We start from the raw sequence: 14,785 nt of genomic DNA on the forward strand, positions 1-14,785 counted from the left end.
TAAGCTCACATATTAATATATCAAAGCGGCATATGCATCATGGAAATGCGTCTGGATCCTATATTATCGCCAATTCAGCTCAATCATGAGTTTGTCATCATGCATATCGCTGCCACACATTTCGTCATATGGGGTATTTTGCTTGAGCCAAACCTTATCGAATTGCTGGCCCGACACTTGCGTTTTTAAATCAGAAATAGATTGAAACTGTCGACTACCTCTGTATTCGTCGCGCAAATACTGCGTGGCTTGGGTATCACCTATCCCTGCGATGTAAGTGCCACCTTCAATTGATTCTATAAATAAATTCACGTTGCGCTTCCTTAAATTGTACAAAATATATACATTGGAACGCGCCCGTGATGAAAAGGATCAACCTGTTAGTCATTGCCACCATTTGTTTCTGCAAACAATCAAGCCAGCTTGCTCTAATTCATTTTTAAGCAACTCTCTGTCTTCTTGGTTTAAAAAGTCGCCAATTTCTACATGCTTGCTTGCTTCACTTAACGATATTCGGGGTAAATGCCACCCTTCGTCTGCCTCCCAATAATAGACGTATAGGTCTTGCCGGCTCAGTTGATGGGTTTGTAACAAACGTCGTTGCCCCCAAGAAATGGTAATTTGCTCTTTTTCGATGTTTATTACTTGGCGGCTGTAAGTAAATTTTGACACCTTATACATCAATAAAGCGAATAGGCCGACTTCAAGTCCCGCAAACGGTAAGATTAGCCATGCGCCTACAAAGCTCCAGGCCAGTGCAATCACCATGACAATAAATACCATCACACAAATCACAATTTTTGTATGTTGCCATGTCGCCGAGCGGTTCGGAGATAGCGTAATAATTGTGGCGTCAGATTGTGTCTCAGTTACTACCATCTTAGGTAACCTTATGTATAATCGCACGACAGCCTAGAGGCATCATTTCGTCGCATTTGCTATTAGGTCATTGTTAGCGCTAATCAGCGCGTTAATCAATGCTTGCACACGCACACAGTAGTCATTTGCTCAGCAAACGCGTATTAAAGAGTGCCCATTGAGTGTGAAGTCGCAAAACATAGTTGCTTACGCGCCGTAGGCAGCTTAAGTTTAATTTGGTGAAAACCAAGGCAGGAGAAGTCAGTGCAGTTATCAATCGTGTATGGGTTTAATGATGCTCCCACTGCAAATCGTTTTATGAACGATGTAAACGCCAACGATGCGCTTCAAGATGCACGAGCCAAGCTGTTTGATAGAGACAAGGTGCGCATTGTGTACAAGCTTGAGCAATCCCAACAATTTGATAGCACGTTGTCGACTCTTGATGATTTAGCGGGGCAATACGGCGGCGTTGAGATAGACGCTTAGCGTAAATTAAGTTTATAGTCAGGTAGCGTCATTACTTTATTACTTTTATATAAGAGCAAAACATGTCCAAGCCATCAAAGTTAGCGACAAAAGCCGTTCATGCGGGTTTACCAAAAGCCAAACCAGGTGGGCCCTTTATGGATGGACCTACCTTTGCGAGTACTTTTCATTTGCAAGGCAATATCGATAGCGCTGAATATCAATATGCAAGGTTTGGCAACCCTACATGGACAGCCTTAGAAGAGGGGATTGCAGAGCTTGAAGGTGGTGAAACGGTGATTTTCCCATCAGGTATGGCGGCAACCGCAGCGATTATGAGCAGCTTGGTGAAGTCGGGGGAGAAAATAGTAGTACCTGCCGACGGCTACTACGCAACACGCGCTTATGCCGACACCTTTTTAGTGCCAAACGGCATCGTGCTCGAACTAGTACCCACCAATGCACTGCTTGAATACGACTATACCGATGTACGCTTGGTTTTTGTAGAGTCGCCGAGTAACCCATTGCTAGATGTGGTCGATATTTCAGCGCTAGCCCAAAAAGTGCACGCCAAGGGCGGTTTATTAGCGATTGATAACACAACGCTCACCGTGCTTGGGCAAAGGCCGCTTTCGCTTGGCGCAGATATTTCTATGAGCGCCGACACCAAAGCTCTTAACGGCCACAGTGATGTGGTGTTTGGTCATGTGTCATGTTTAGACGCAGTCCTTATTGAACGTGTAAGGCTGTGGCGTAAGTTGGCTGGCAATATTCCAGGCCCCATGGAAACATGGTTGGTACACAGAGGTCTTGCCACACTCGATGTGCGATTAGAGCGCATGACCAAAAACGCCATGCAGGTTGCACAAATGTTGTCAGCGCATCGAGCAGTGAAAATGGTGAGATACCCAGGTTTAGAAGATGACCCATCACATGAGATTGCGTGCAAACAAATGTATAATTTTGGTTTCATTGTGAGTTTTGATTTAGGCAATGAAACATCGGCTCAATTATTTTTAGAGCATGCCAACCTAATTTTTCAAGCCACGAGCTTTGGCGGCGTGCACACAATGGCAGAGCGCAGGGCGAGATGGGGAACAGATGATGTCTCGCCTGGCCTTGTACGACTAAGTGTGGGATGTGAGCATATTGAAGATTTGCTAGCAGATATTGAGCGTGCGCTCGCTGAGATTTTGTAAATATACTTTTAGCCTCATACGCTATCTCTATTGTTTGCGTATAAGCACTGCCATCAGAATCCTCAACACTTACTAATAGTGCTGCTCCGTGCAACATCTCCATTAGCAAATACTGAAGCGCGATAAGTAATCTGCATAGCCGATAGATTGATGCATGATTAAATATATATTACTTATTTGCAGCATGACTTTGAACCTGAAAATGGAACGGACGCACGATGCCCAAAGCAAAGCTCATTTTTGTAGTAAGTAGCATAATCATAATTGTGCTTTTACTCGTGTATAAACTGAGCACTCACGCCCTGAACCAAACGCGTCCAGGCAAGGCTGAAATCATCGAGCAGGAGCAAAGCTCGGATGATGCCTCTGACGGACCTGCCAACGAACTCACAAAGAATAGTGCAAAGCCTGCTCCAGAGGCTCACACCCAAGTAGAAATAGAAGCTAGCCAAGATATTTTAGTGTGCGGCATCGAGCCACAGCAGCAAGATGAAGCTTATCATGTAATGGTCGCAGACTATTTGAACGCGCTTGATAATGCGGTGATGTATGAACAAAAACTAGCCTACACACTTTTTGGTGATTATCAAACGCTCGCAAACGAAGCTGACCGCTTTCCCTTGTTGATTAACTTTGATAAATCCTTTCCACAGACGCCTTTGGTGCTTATGGATGCGCTAAACATATGCGCTACAAGTCTGCGCCCCGAATGCACGGATGAGTTTGTTGAATATGCGATATCAGCAGATTATCAGAATGGCGCAATGTGGTTCAATGCAGCATTGCTACACGCATCTAAAGGCAATGATGACGGCGTATTTGAGATGATTGCAGGTATTGAAAAGGCGAATGTATTTAATGAGCGGCGTGGTGAAAGAATTACCGTCTTTGTAGACGCGTTATCAGCGTCGCCTGCTTCTCATTTTGCACGCAATCTCATGCATGGCCTTGGCATTGAAGCCGCGCGTACTTTAGGTTTTGCACCCATCACAAACTGGTGTAAAGAGGGGGCGAATGAAGTGCAAAAGGCCTCAGCTTGTTTAAGTTTGGGTAGGAATATGGAGAGCAGGGGAAAAGAAGCAATCTTTAAACTTATTGGTATTGCTATACAACGGTTTGTGTATGAGGCAGAGCAAAATTTTGAAGCAATTGAACAGTTAGAGCAACGTTCAACATCCATTAGAAATATGTACGAACCTGATGATTCAGCAAAGACCTTTGACCTTCTGATGAACGATGAAAAAAGAATGCGGCAATGGTTGGTAAATATCGACAGTATGGGAGAGAGTGCAGCGACTCAAGCACTCATAGATGAGGCGAGAAAGGTTTCACGTTACATTGGGCAAGCATACTGTGGCAAATAGAAGATTTTCTCGATGTCTATTCAAATGTGAGACCGCTTGCTTTACTCGTATGACTTATAACGTTGACGCCAACTCGCTAACAAATGCAACAATCGCAAGTAAAACAAAGCCTAATACCATTCTATAGGTCATAGTCGCGGCGCTAGCATCGGCATCTTTGCCTTTGTTGGGGATAAGCGCTTTTGCGGCAATAAAGCCACTTTTTGCGACACTCAGCACCGCGTTTGATAACGCGAACATAGCGGCTCCTAAGTTCGGAATTGCCTTTCGATATATCCATTCAACATCAATATTGACCGACCTAAGCTCAGGCGGATATAGCCCTTGTTTGTTGAGCCAAACAAAGGCCAGCGCAGAGAAGAACAACAATTGTAATTGGGTTAACGTGTGGGTCAGATCGTAGGGTTGGTAGCTGTTATCCCACGGTAGTAAATGATAAACAATGGCTGGGTAGCTGCCAATGGCAATACACAGTATCGATGCAATGCCCATCGCAATAAGCATATTGGTGGGGGCTTCTTTTGGACGTAATCCTGAGTCATGTGCAAAAAATGCGAAAAATGGAATTTTGATACCGGCATGATGAAATACCCCGGCAGATGCAAATAGCAGCATAAGCCATAAATACTCATGACCCGCTTCAATCATTGCCGCCATGACCATACTCTTGCTGACAAAGCCGCTAAACAACGGGAAGGCCGATATGGAGGCCGCCCCTACTATACAAAATAGCGTTGTTTTGGGCATGGTTTTATGTAGGCCACCTAAGTCAGAGCCATTCACATGCCCTACGCGAGTAAGTACTGCGCCCATGGTCATAAACAGTAGCCCTTTAAAAATAACGTCGTTAAAGGCATGTGCAACAGCGCCATTTAGCGCTAGGGCAGTGCCAATGCCTATGCCACACACCATAAAACCCAGTTGGTTGATAAGGCTGTATGCGAGTACCTTACGCAGGTCATTTTCAATTACCGCATAGAAGATTGGAAAGCAGGTCATTGCCGCACCAATGTACACTAGTAACTCTTCGCCCGGGAAGGTGCGCGCGAGCATGTAAATGGCCACCTTTGTGGTAAACGCCGATAGAAAAACGGTACCAACAGGCGTTGCTTGCGGATAGGCATCGGTGAGCCACGTATGCAAAAACGGAAACGCCGCCTTTATGCCAAAGGCAAACAAGAATATATATGAGGCAGTTGTTTTTAGCTCAATGGTGGTTATTTCGAGCGAGCCGCTTTGCTTAAAATACATAATTGCAGCGACAAGCAGCGCAACGCCTGAGAGTACTTGAATCATCAAGTAGCGAAGCCCTGTTGCTTGGGCAGATGCGGTGCGCCTAGCAAACACTAAAAAGGCGGAGGTTAATGCCAACAGCTCCCAAAAGACAAAGAGGGTAAGGTAATCCCCGGCAAAAACGGCCCCAACCGCGCTACCGGCATAGGTTAAACCGGCTACCAGCTGCAATCTGTCTTTTAAATGCATGGCGTAAATCAGGCAAATAAAGCATGCAATATGAAAAAGGTACGCAAACATTAAGCTGAGTTTATCTACATTGACTAACAACAAGTTAAGCGTGTGTAGGCTTACAGTAAACTCGGTGGTTTGCAGCCCACTTGCATACAGCAATACGCCGTTTATAAGCGGCACTAAAATAAGCAGGTAGCGCAAACGATGGGGCAACACTAGCGCAAGTGCTGCAGCGGCAAAGAAGGGTAAGAAAGCAGGAATACTATAGGTCAACATTAGCTTTCACCTTCTTTAGAGGTCGATGCTAAGTCATCGTTGTTACCGTCTTGTTTATCGTAGTAGTGCTCATCTCGCATTAACACTAGGCGCATAAGCTTGGCCAGTACCACGAGTACGACGCATGCAATAAACCCGTAAATAGCATAAAAAGCAGGTATTTCTTCAAAAGACAGATAAATATGACGGTGAACGATAAAATCGAGCGCCACCAAAACAATGCACAACAGGTAAAAAATACGCAGGATCCATCTAACATTTTTGGGGTTATCAAAAAATGAGGGAGTGCTTGTTTGCTTAGGTGATGGGTTTGGCGTGGTCATATCATGCTCCCATTATGGCGCTATAGCTGCACTGAGCACATAAAATATGCTAGGGTCGAAAAATAAATAAAGGGTGAATAGCGTAGGTATTGCCATACCAATTAAACATGCGGTTGGCGCTTCTTGGATGCTGGTATTGCCGTCAGATGCGCCAAAAAATCCTTTCATTGGAATACTCAACAAGTAATAGATATTGAGCATGGAGCTTATTGCTAAGGTACTCAGTACAAACCAGTAGGTGATAGAAATACTCTGATAGTCGAGTGCACCCGAAAGCAAGTACCACTTACTCCACATACCACCAAAAAATGGCAACCCGATAATGCTCAAGGTACCGATGGTGAAAACTGTAAAGGTAAAGGGCATGCGTTTTCCCAGCCCCGAGAGTTCACTTACTTTAGTTTTATGCATGGTGACGAGGATGGCGCCTGCGGCAAAGAATAAAGCAATTTTGGCGAATGCGTGCATGGCGATATGCATGCTGGCCCCGATGATCGCATACTTGTTAGCGAGCATCGCGCCTAGCACAATATAGCTAAGTTGGCTGACGGTAGAGTAGGCCAAGCGCTCTTTCAAATTGTCTTTGGTTAGCGCAATTAATGAAGCGGCTAAAATCGTAATGGCAGGCAGGTAAATCAGCCAATCGTTTGCATGCACGTCGTTAATAAAGTCTGTACCAAAAATAAAGACCACAATTTTCACGACTGAAAATACACCCGCCTTTACCACCGCCACAGCATGGAGTAAGGCGCTTACAGGCGTAGGCGCCACCATGGCCGCGGGTAGCCATTTATGAAACGGCATAACACCCGCTTTACTTATTCCCAATATGAATAGCAGAAGTAGCGGCAATAGCGCGGCTGAATCTAACTTGCCTTGCAAAATACCGCCTTGCACAAAATCCAGCGTGCCAGCGGTAAACCATGTGATGATCATCGCGGGCAGGAAGAATAAAATAGATGTACCCATGAGAATGAAAATATAGGTTCGCCCGCCTCTTTTTGCTGCTTGCGTGCCTGAATGCGTCACTAATGGGTATGTAGAGACGGTTAAAAATTCATAGAATAAGAAAAGCGTGAAAAGATTATCAGAATACGCAACCGCCATGACGCCAAAAATTGCCACAGCAAATAGGGTGAAAAAGCGAGTCTGATGCTTTTCATGATGCGCTCGCATGTAGCCAATGGCATAGATTGAGGTCGCAATCCACAAACCACTTGCCACTAACGCGAACAACAAACCAAAACTGTTAAGTGAAAATGCGATGGCTAGGCCATCGATGGGCTCTACGAGCGTAAAGTTGGCCTCATCCGTAATTAAGTCCCGATTAACAAACAAATAGACATTTACAGCGAATAGACAAAGCGCTGTCACTAGGGTCGCGCCGTCGCGCAGGTTTTCATAGCGTTTCAGCTGCGAAATAGCGATTGCGCCTACAAGGGGAATAACCAGGGTGAAGATGAGTGCAGTGGTTATCGTCATCACGCCCCCTATGAGCCTAGTAGAGCAGTCGCTACCGACTTAGCCGCGTCTGTAGGGAGTTTGGTGAAAAGGCCAAAGTAGATACAAGCAATGGCCCCAGTCCATAGCGCAACGGACATGCTTTTAGGAGCGACAGCTAAACTGATATCACCACTTTTGACCTTGGTAATATGAATTTTCCGTTGTGCGCTGAAGTACATTGCATCGACAATTTTCCACAGATAGGCAACAGCAAACACTGAGCCTAAGGCGATAGATATAACAACAAACCATTTTTGTTGCGCCACCGCGCCTTCTAATAAATACCATTTACTCACAAAACCAGCGGTACCTGGCACACCAATTAGACTTAAGCCGGCAATAAATAGCGCGGCAAACGTCCACGGCATGTTAACGGCAAAACCGCCTAGGTCGGAAAGGGTAGTCGAGCGAGCGCGGTATAAAATCATACCCGCTGCCATAAACAAGGTCGCCTTTATGACGGCATGGTTGAACATGTGCATGATGGCTGAGGTGATCCCGCTATGACTAAGCAAGGCCAAGCCAATAATGATATAGCCAATTTGCGCCACACTTGAAAAGGCCAGCAAGCGCCTAATTTCATTTTGTTGCCATGCGCGCACAGAGCCATAAATCACAGCAACGCAGCCAAGGGTAAGCAACACTTGTGGTATCAATAGCTTGCTCCAATATTCCATTGGATATACGTCAAATAACACGCGAATGAGCACGTAAATAGAGACCTTTGTGGCAGTAGCGGCCAAAAATATGCTAATCACAGACGGTGCGTACCCATAGGCATTTGGCAGCCAAGAGTGGAGGGGGAAAATAGCGGCTTTCAGACCAATACCTAAGATGATGAAGATGAACGAGGTGGTCACTAACTGCATTTTTTCGTAGGTTTCAAACCGAGATGCAATATCAAAAATGTTTAAACTACCGGATGCAGCATACAAAAAACCAACGCCAATCAAAAAGAAGGTGGCGCCAATAGTGCCAAGTATCAGGTATGAAAAGGCAGCGGTAAGCGCTTTTCTGTTACTGCCCATGCTAATGAGTGCATAACTTGATAACGATGATATTTCTAGAAAGACGAAGAGGTTGAAGATGTCGCCGGTCAGCGCAATGCCAAGCAAGCCTAATAGGCATAGCTGGAAAGCTGCGTAAAATAAGCCATATAAATCATCGTCTATTTCGCGCTGCACGCTTGCATAAGCAAATACGGTAGAAACCACAGCCATAACGCTCACAATCAGCGCGACAAAGGCGTTTAACGAGTCAATTTTATATTCGATTCCCCAAGGCGGCTGCCACCCGCCTAATTCATAAATCACCTGTGAGCCGTCGATAACCTGAAGCAATATGTAGCTTGAAATTAGCAAACAACAAAGGGACACGAAAAATGTGATTGCCCAAGCTATTTTATGCGATTTAAAGATGGCGGTAATCGGCGCGCACAAAAGCGGGATGATGACTAACAGTATGGTGATTTGTTCAGTCATGAGTCGCTATCCATTTTCTGGATTTCATACTCTTCGACAGTGTCGTAAGCCTCTTTAATACGAATAACCAGCGCAAAGCCTAGGGCTGTCGTGGCTACCCCAACTACAATTGCGGTGAGCATAAGTACCTGTGGTAGCGGGTTGGAATAGATAGTGAATTGATCATCTACAATGGGCACTGTGCCACCGGTTACCTTGCCTAAACTGACGTAAAACAAGATAACAGCGGTTTGAAACATGGCCAGCCCGGCCAATTTTTTCATCAAATTTGCGCGACTGATCAAAGTATACAACCCGACCATCATCACCGTGATGATTAGCCAGTAGTTGAAGTGCCCAAGGATGTACTCAATCATTCGGGCGACACCCTTCTTGAAAAGGTGAAAAACAATAAAATCATGACAGAGGCAACGGTAATACCCACGCCTAGCTCAATGACGATGATACCGATATGTTGTCCTAAAAGGGGGTCTTCAACCAATACGCTGTAGTTTAAAAAGTTACCGCCTTTGAGCATTGACAGCACACCCACGCCAGCATAAAGGAGCACCCCAAAGCTTGCGCATAAACGCAACGCCTTTTCAGGAATCAGTTTTACGGCGGCATCAATGCCAAAAGTGAGTGCATACAGCAAAATTGCGGATGAAAATATTACGCCGGCCTGAAAGCCGCCGCCGGGGCTATAGTCGCCATGAAATTGCACGTAAAAAGCGAACAAAATAATGATCGGAGAGAGCCATTTGCTAACCACGCGCAGCACCAAATCATTTCCCATCGTTGGCTCCTTTTGTGGATAGTTTATGTTTCTTGCGGTTGCTTAGAAGCAGCAATACGCCGATACCCGCGGTTAGCACAACGGTTACTTCACCTAGGGTGTCAAACCCTCTGTAACTTGCTAGCACCGCAGTTACTAAGTTTGGTACACCGGTTTCCGCCTGACCTTGCTCGACATATCTCAGTGCAACTTGCTGGTTTGGTGCACTGTTAATATCGCCTAGCTCAGCAATATCGTGGGTCCCGTAAATTAATAACCCGCCCATTAGGAAGCATATTAAAAACGGAGCGGTGCGCGATTTACCTTCTCGTTTGCCTGCGTGGCCATCTTTTATTGCAGCGAGGGTGACCAACATCAATACGGTGGAGATGCCGGTGCCCACCGCAGCTTCAGTAAAGGCGACATCTGGTGCGTCTAGCACAACAAATAGCCCTGCTACCAATAGGCTATATAGGCCAAAGAGCATGGCCATAGCAAACAAGTGACGGGTTTTTAAGATGGCAATAGCGATGACGAGTAAAAATATCAGCAACACAAAGTTAATCAGTAGGCTCATGTATCCTCCTGATCGAGTGACTGTACATGTATTTTTTGCTTGTGTCTTAAGCCCCAGCGCCAAGCGTTATTAGCTAAGGCATAGGAGGATGCAGGGCTTGAAAAGGTTAAAAACATAAAAATAAGCGCAAGCTTTGCAACGACAATATAATTCTCAGCTTGAAAAGCGAGCCCTAACAGAATGAGAAAGGTGCATAGCGTGTCGGTTACGCCAACCGCATGAAGACGAGCATATGTATCAGGTAAGCGCAGTAAGCCAATACCACCGATTAGACCAAGTGCGCATCCCACGCCAATGAATACCATACTGAGGATATCAAGCATTATTTTGCATCCTCAGATGTTACGGCTTCATCGTCAGCTGGCAGTGAGATATTCTTCTTGTCATTCGCAAAATATTTTCCGCGCTCTACTAATCTAAGGGCCGCGATAACACCAACAAAGTTTAATAATGAGTAGAGCAGTGCAATGTCGAGAATATCGTGCCGACCGGTAAAAAATGAGAACACGGCAACTAACAATACGGCCTTAGTGCCAAACATATTCACTGCTAAAATACGGTCAAAAACCGAGGGGCCTAGCAAGGCTCGGCAAAGTGCCATCGACATGGTTACCATAATGGCGACAGAAGATGCGATAATAAAACTATTCATGACGGCCCAATATCATTATCGTTTAATGCGTATTGCTTGGGCATAATGTCAAACATATCGCCGTTTGCAAGGTCTCTTGCACCTTGCTCACTGATGGTATGGACCAGCAAGGTGTTATCATCTAGGGCTATGCTCGACGAACCGGGTGTTAGGGTGATTGCATGTGCGTACAAGACTTTCGCAACGTCATCTTTATAGGGCATTTTGATAGTGATAAATGTCGACTCGACAGGTCTAAAGCCTAAAATGCGTGCGCATACGTCAATGTTGGATTGTACTATTTTGATGCCGAGTTTTATAAAAAAAGGAATAAAACTGAGGGTAATGAAGAAGCGATAACGTTCATGGTCAATATGCTGCATTCTGGATGTCATCCAAACGGCAAATACCACAGAAAATGCACCAAACCCTAACATCAAGGGTTTAAACATGCCTGACAACAACACCCAAATTAAGGCCAAAACAATGGCGAGTCTAATTTTATAATTCACCCTGCCACCTTTATGTTAGTCATTGTTTTTAAAAGCATTAACTGCCCCATAAACACTGTGAATGAAAACGTGCTCTTTCATTAATGTATCAATTAGTTTTTGGCAATACAATCTGCCAAATAGCCCAAAACCCCTAGAAACGGGCGGTTTTGTTAAAATTACTACTAAAGGACTAGATTTTGATGGCTTTTGAGGGCTAATTTACGACAAATGTATCGGTTATTTATGTAACACATGTCACAACAGGAAGTTTGATGTGCATGATCAAAAAAGGCGCTCGTTAGAGCGCCTTGAAATCATAATGTTAGGGAAACATGATTTTTAGTTACTTGTTCTCAATGAGATTGCTTCCAATTTCAATTTTACGCGGCTTTTGCGCTTCAGGAATCACTCTTTCAAGGTCAATGTGCAACAGGCCATGCTCCAAATCTGCAGCGAGGACTTTGACATTATCACCGAGTTGGAATTTGCGCTCAAAATTTCGCGCTGAAATCCCTTTGTGAAGGAACTTTTTCTCACCCTCATCGTTGTCTACGCCTTCTTTGGCGCCAGTAACTTTAAGAGTATTCTCTTGCACTTCAATAGTGACGTCGTCTTTTGCAAAGCCGGCGATTGCCATTGTAATGCGATATTTGTCTTCGCCCGTCAACTCAATGTTGTATGGCGGATAACTGGTTTGTTTTTCTTGGCGAGCTGCCGCATCAATCATAGATGCAAGGTGATCAGAACCAATAAATGAACGGTAAAGTGGAGATAGATCGATAGTACGCATTTTCATATCCTTCCTATTAAGCAATATGTATAAAAGTTAGTTTTGTCCCGACTATTCGGCGACAATCTTTGTCGACCCTTTCGGCGCCGACAACATATATGTAGGACTACTTAATAGAAATTCAAGAAAAAAAGTTAAATTATTTTGTATGTCTTTGTTTTAAAACATCAATTACATCAGACATTGATAGGTTGCTTGCTTGTAGTAACACAATCAAATGATACAACAAGTCGGCAGATTCGTTTTTAAGCTCATCTAAATCTTGCACGGTAGCCGCAAGCGCGGTTTCTACGCCTTCTTCACCCACTTTTTGCGCAATTCGTTTAATACCTTTTTGATACAAAAACGCAGTGTAGCTAGAGTCGGGATCTGCACCTTTGCGCGACTCAAGTACGCGCTCTAGCTCAGCTAAGAACGAATAGTTGCTTTGTTCGGCATCGTTCCAGCACGAGGTTGTTCCTTTGTGGCAAGTAGGACCGTTAGCGTTAGCTAAAACTAAAATGCTATCAAGGTCACAATCAGCGCTAATATCAACGAGATCAAGCGTATTGCCTGAGCTTTCGCCTTTAGTCCATAAGCGTGCTTTAGAGCGACTGAAAAAAGTAACTTGTTTAGCTTTAAGCGTATGCTCAAGCGCCTCTTGATTCATAAAGCCTTGCATAAGTAATTGTCCAGACCTTGCGTCTTGAACAATACAAGGGAGTAAACCATCGCCTTTTTCCCAGGCTAAGGTCGAGGTATTTTCTTGAGTTATCTTCATTTGAGTCTTATTCGCTGGTGGGTATCAATATCCGCGTGAAATATGCTGCGCATGCTATCAGAAATAGATAACAATGTCTTTTTGCTTGTATTGAAATAGTGTTCAGACCTATAAAAGCTGCGATGTAACGCATTATTTGTCACACAACTTAGCATTTATCATTTATCAAAAATAACCGATATAAAAATTGCTTGTATAAAATTTAAGCGTTTGAGAGACTTCAAGTGCGTGATCACCTTATTACTGATAATCAGAAGTAGTCGCCCTTTATTTACAAGCCTGCACACACGAAATCGCCCGAGGTAGTCGGATGTAGCCTTCAGTTAATACTATATTTTGTTGTGAGCTGCTACGTTTAGTGAATTTTGTAAAGGAACATATGTGTTTAATGCCACTTTGACACAACTAGTACAAGCCAGTCGCGCATTGTGTTATCTATGTTGCCTGCTGTCGGTTCACGCTCAGGCGCAAAACACCAACGTGAATCTCAATTTTTGCGTTGACCCAGATTGGATGCCGTTCGAAGGGGTTATTGAGGGTAATCACACGGGCATTGCGAGTGACTACTTGGCTCTATTTCAATCACTTACTCCCTATCAATACAATATGATACCCACTGCGTCATGGTCTCAGACAATTGAAAAGTTAAAATCGGGCGAGTGTGATCTTAGTCTCATGTTAAACAGCTCTGTAGAGCGTGAAACCTACTTGAGCTTTACTATTCCTTATTTTTTCGGGCCAAATGTGATTGTTAGTAAAAGTGACCTGCCATTTATGCAAGATATTACCTCGGTAGGCGATATGACTATCGGTGTGGTGTCTGGGTATCGCTTAGTAGAGGAGATTCCTGTTTATTATCCAGGTGTAAACATCACCACGGTAGCATCAGAACGAGAGGGTTTGGAGGCTGTTGAAAATGGCGACATCGATGTTTATATTGGTTCGCTTTATTCCATTAATCTTCGACTTGAAGAGCTTGGCCTCACATCGTTAAAAATTAATGGTTGGGTATCCATTCAAGATAAGCTGCGTATCGGCATTGTCAAAAAACACGAAGCAATTGTTCCGGTTTTGAATCAAGCCATTGATGATATCTCAAGCAGTCAACACAACGATATATTGAACAAATGGAGCAATGTTCAGATTGTTAAAGAGCGCGATTTTACGCTCTTTTATTATCTTTCTGCGCTCACAAGTTTTTTACTCTTGGTGTTTTTATGGCGACATATGGTTTCAGTAAGAGTCGTCAGTGCGTTAAGTGGCAAAAATGCTGAGTTAGAGAAAATGAAAGAAGAGCTGTTAATAGCCAATGAACGTTTGGAGCACTTATCTTTTCATGATCATTTAACACAGCTATACAATCGTCACTATTTTATGTCGACGCTAAAGGACCATTTTAACCAACTCTCACGGCAAGACAGTGTGTCGGCTATGTTGATGATTGATATCGATTACTTCAAACAAATTAATGATAAGTATGGCCATGTCGCAGGTGACAAAGTACTTGTGGAGTTTTCAAACATACTAACGGGGATCTTAAGATCCGGAGATGTCGCTGCACGGTGGGGCGGCGAGGAATTTATGATTTTGCTACCCAAGGCCACCAAAGAACAGTCTATGTTTTTAGCTGCTAGGTTAATGAAAGCCGTGCGCAAGCATGAGTTTGAATCGCAATTATCTTTGACCATCAGTGTTGGTGTCGTGCAATATCGCAAGGGTGAAAGCATTGCATCTTGGATTGAGCGCGCTGACCAAGCCCTTTACCAAGCAAAACATGACGGGCGTAATTGCGTTAAAGCCATCGACTAACGCCCGTGTTGCTAGCAAAGCTCGCCCAACG

18 protein-coding genes are annotated in these 14,785 nt (G+C 44.2%); 4 read left to right on the plus strand and 14 right to left on the minus strand.

Translation table 11 applies throughout. From position 1 onward, the window contains the following. Positions 1–63: 63 nt before the first annotated feature. Positions 64–312 carry a DUF6482 family protein gene (locus KJ365_RS03200; RefSeq protein ID WP_214450191.1) on the minus strand — a complete coding sequence of 83 codons (249 nt, stop codon included), beginning with the start codon at positions 310–312 and terminating at the stop codon, positions 64–66. Between the two features lie 72 nt (positions 313–384). Beyond that, complete coding sequence (locus KJ365_RS03205) at positions 385–879, minus strand: DUF2244 domain-containing protein (protein WP_214450192.1); 495 nt, start codon at positions 877–879, stop codon at positions 385–387. Positions 880–1,122: 243 nt separating this feature from the next. On the opposite strand from KJ365_RS03205, the gene KJ365_RS03210 reads away from it, so the two are divergent. The 3 genes from KJ365_RS03210 to KJ365_RS03220 all read left to right on the plus strand — a co-directional run bounded on the left by KJ365_RS03210 (position 1,123) and on the right by KJ365_RS03220 (position 3,889). Further along, positions 1,123–1,347, plus strand: coding sequence for a hypothetical protein (locus tag KJ365_RS03210; RefSeq protein ID WP_214450193.1), 225 nt, complete (start codon positions 1,123–1,125; stop codon positions 1,345–1,347). Between the two features lie 62 nt (positions 1,348–1,409). Next, complete coding sequence (locus KJ365_RS03215) at positions 1,410–2,525, plus strand: cystathionine gamma-lyase (protein ID WP_214450194.1); 1,116 nt, start codon at positions 1,410–1,412, stop codon at positions 2,523–2,525. 218 nt (positions 2,526–2,743) lie between these two features. Continuing rightward, positions 2,744–3,889, plus strand: a complete 1,146-nt coding sequence (locus KJ365_RS03220) for a hypothetical protein (RefSeq protein WP_214450195.1) — start codon at positions 2,744–2,746, stop codon at positions 3,887–3,889. Between the two features lie 54 nt (positions 3,890–3,943). On the opposite strand, the gene KJ365_RS03225 is transcribed toward KJ365_RS03220, so the two are convergent. The 12 genes from KJ365_RS03225 to hisIE all read right to left on the minus strand — a co-directional run bounded on the left by KJ365_RS03225 (position 3,944) and on the right by hisIE (position 12,945). Then, complete coding sequence (locus KJ365_RS03225) at positions 3,944–5,632, minus strand: Na(+)/H(+) antiporter subunit D (protein WP_214450196.1); 1,689 nt, start codon at positions 5,630–5,632, stop codon at positions 3,944–3,946. Further along, positions 5,632–5,955, minus strand: coding sequence for a hypothetical protein (locus KJ365_RS03230; protein WP_214450197.1), 324 nt, complete (start codon positions 5,953–5,955; stop codon positions 5,632–5,634). Before KJ365_RS03230 ends, KJ365_RS03225 begins: the two co-directional genes overlap by 1 nt. 12 nt (positions 5,956–5,967) lie before the next feature. Beyond that, positions 5,968–7,437 (minus strand): proton-conducting transporter transmembrane domain-containing protein, encoded by a 1,470-nt coding sequence (locus KJ365_RS03235; protein ID WP_214450198.1) that lies wholly within the window; start codon positions 7,435–7,437, stop codon positions 5,968–5,970. Between the two features lie 8 nt (positions 7,438–7,445). Further along, the gene (locus KJ365_RS03240) at positions 7,446–8,939 is read right to left on the minus strand and encodes a monovalent cation/H+ antiporter subunit D family protein (RefSeq protein WP_214450199.1); all 1,494 of its coding nucleotides are present in this window, start codon (positions 8,937–8,939) and stop codon (positions 7,446–7,448) included. After that, a complete protein-coding gene (locus KJ365_RS03245) occupies positions 8,936–9,295 on the minus strand; it encodes a cation:proton antiporter subunit C (protein WP_214450200.1) in 360 nt (119 codons plus the stop codon). The genes KJ365_RS03240 and KJ365_RS03245 overlap by 4 nt, the downstream gene beginning before the upstream one ends. Further along, complete coding sequence (locus KJ365_RS03250; RefSeq protein ID WP_214450201.1) at positions 9,292–9,714, minus strand: Na(+)/H(+) antiporter subunit B; 423 nt, start codon at positions 9,712–9,714, stop codon at positions 9,292–9,294. The genes KJ365_RS03245 and KJ365_RS03250 overlap by 4 nt, the downstream gene beginning before the upstream one ends. Continuing rightward, a complete protein-coding gene (locus KJ365_RS03255) occupies positions 9,704–10,270 on the minus strand; it encodes a DUF4040 domain-containing protein (RefSeq protein WP_214450202.1) in 567 nt (188 codons plus the stop codon). Before KJ365_RS03255 ends, KJ365_RS03250 begins: the two co-directional genes overlap by 11 nt. Then, the gene (mnhG, locus tag KJ365_RS03260; protein ID WP_214450203.1) at positions 10,267–10,593 is read right to left on the minus strand and encodes a monovalent cation/H(+) antiporter subunit G; all 327 of its coding nucleotides are present in this window, start codon (positions 10,591–10,593) and stop codon (positions 10,267–10,269) included. Before mnhG ends, KJ365_RS03255 begins: the two co-directional genes overlap by 4 nt. After that, positions 10,593–10,922: an MrpF/PhaF family protein gene (locus KJ365_RS03265; protein WP_250884000.1), complete on the minus strand. Its 330-nt coding sequence runs from the start codon at positions 10,920–10,922 to the stop codon at positions 10,593–10,595. The genes mnhG and KJ365_RS03265 overlap by 1 nt, the downstream gene beginning before the upstream one ends. Beyond that, the gene (locus KJ365_RS03270) at positions 10,919–11,413 is read right to left on the minus strand and encodes a Na+/H+ antiporter subunit E (protein ID WP_214450204.1); all 495 of its coding nucleotides are present in this window, start codon (positions 11,411–11,413) and stop codon (positions 10,919–10,921) included. The genes KJ365_RS03265 and KJ365_RS03270 overlap by 4 nt, the downstream gene beginning before the upstream one ends. 325 nt (positions 11,414–11,738) lie before the next feature. After that, positions 11,739–12,185, minus strand: coding sequence for an Hsp20 family protein (locus KJ365_RS03275; RefSeq protein WP_214450259.1), 447 nt, complete (start codon positions 12,183–12,185; stop codon positions 11,739–11,741). 139 nt (positions 12,186–12,324) lie between these two features. After that, complete coding sequence (gene hisIE / locus KJ365_RS03280; protein ID WP_214450205.1) at positions 12,325–12,945, minus strand: bifunctional phosphoribosyl-AMP cyclohydrolase/phosphoribosyl-ATP diphosphatase HisIE; 621 nt, start codon at positions 12,943–12,945, stop codon at positions 12,325–12,327. A 381-nt stretch (positions 12,946–13,326) separates the two neighbouring features. Between hisIE and KJ365_RS03285 the strand changes: the two genes are divergently transcribed. Then, complete coding sequence (locus KJ365_RS03285; RefSeq protein ID WP_214450206.1) at positions 13,327–14,754, plus strand: diguanylate cyclase; 1,428 nt, start codon at positions 13,327–13,329, stop codon at positions 14,752–14,754. Positions 14,755–14,785: the final 31 nt, after the last annotated feature.

The sequence above is a fragment of the Glaciecola sp. XM2 genome (assembly GCF_018595715.1).
Lineage (GTDB): Bacteria > Pseudomonadota > Gammaproteobacteria > Enterobacterales > Alteromonadaceae > Glaciecola.

Coding starts and splice junctions, on each gene's coding strand:
- KJ365_RS03205 (WP_214450192.1), bottom strand. CDS start 879: ATGGTAGTAACTGAGACACAATCTGACGCCACAATTATTACGCTATCT.
- KJ365_RS03215 (WP_214450194.1), top strand. CDS start 1,410: ATGTCCAAGCCATCAAAGTTAGCGACAAAAGCCGTTCATGCGGGTTTA.
- KJ365_RS03220 (WP_214450195.1), top strand. CDS start 2,744: ATGCCCAAAGCAAAGCTCATTTTTGTAGTAAGTAGCATAATCATAATT.
- KJ365_RS03225 (WP_214450196.1), bottom strand. CDS start 5,632: ATGTTGACCTATAGTATTCCTGCTTTCTTACCCTTCTTTGCCGCTGCA.
- KJ365_RS03230 (WP_214450197.1), bottom strand. CDS start 5,955: ATGACCACGCCAAACCCATCACCTAAGCAAACAAGCACTCCCTCATTT.
- KJ365_RS03235 (WP_214450198.1), bottom strand. CDS start 7,437: ATGACGATAACCACTGCACTCATCTTCACCCTGGTTATTCCCCTTGTA.
- KJ365_RS03240 (WP_214450199.1), bottom strand. CDS start 8,939: ATGACTGAACAAATCACCATACTGTTAGTCATCATCCCGCTTTTGTGC.
- KJ365_RS03245 (WP_214450200.1), bottom strand. CDS start 9,295: ATGATTGAGTACATCCTTGGGCACTTCAACTACTGGCTAATCATCACG.
- KJ365_RS03250 (WP_214450201.1), bottom strand. CDS start 9,714: ATGGGAAATGATTTGGTGCTGCGCGTGGTTAGCAAATGGCTCTCTCCG.
- KJ365_RS03255 (WP_214450202.1), bottom strand. CDS start 10,270: ATGAGCCTACTGATTAACTTTGTGTTGCTGATATTTTTACTCGTCATC.
- mnhG (WP_214450203.1), bottom strand. CDS start 10,593: ATGCTTGATATCCTCAGTATGGTATTCATTGGCGTGGGATGCGCACTT.
- KJ365_RS03265 (WP_250884000.1), bottom strand. CDS start 10,922: ATGAATAGTTTTATTATCGCATCTTCTGTCGCCATTATGGTAACCATG.
- KJ365_RS03275 (WP_214450259.1), bottom strand. CDS start 12,185: ATGCGTACTATCGATCTATCTCCACTTTACCGTTCATTTATTGGTTCT.
- hisIE (WP_214450205.1), bottom strand. CDS start 12,945: ATGAAGATAACTCAAGAAAATACCTCGACCTTAGCCTGGGAAAAAGGC.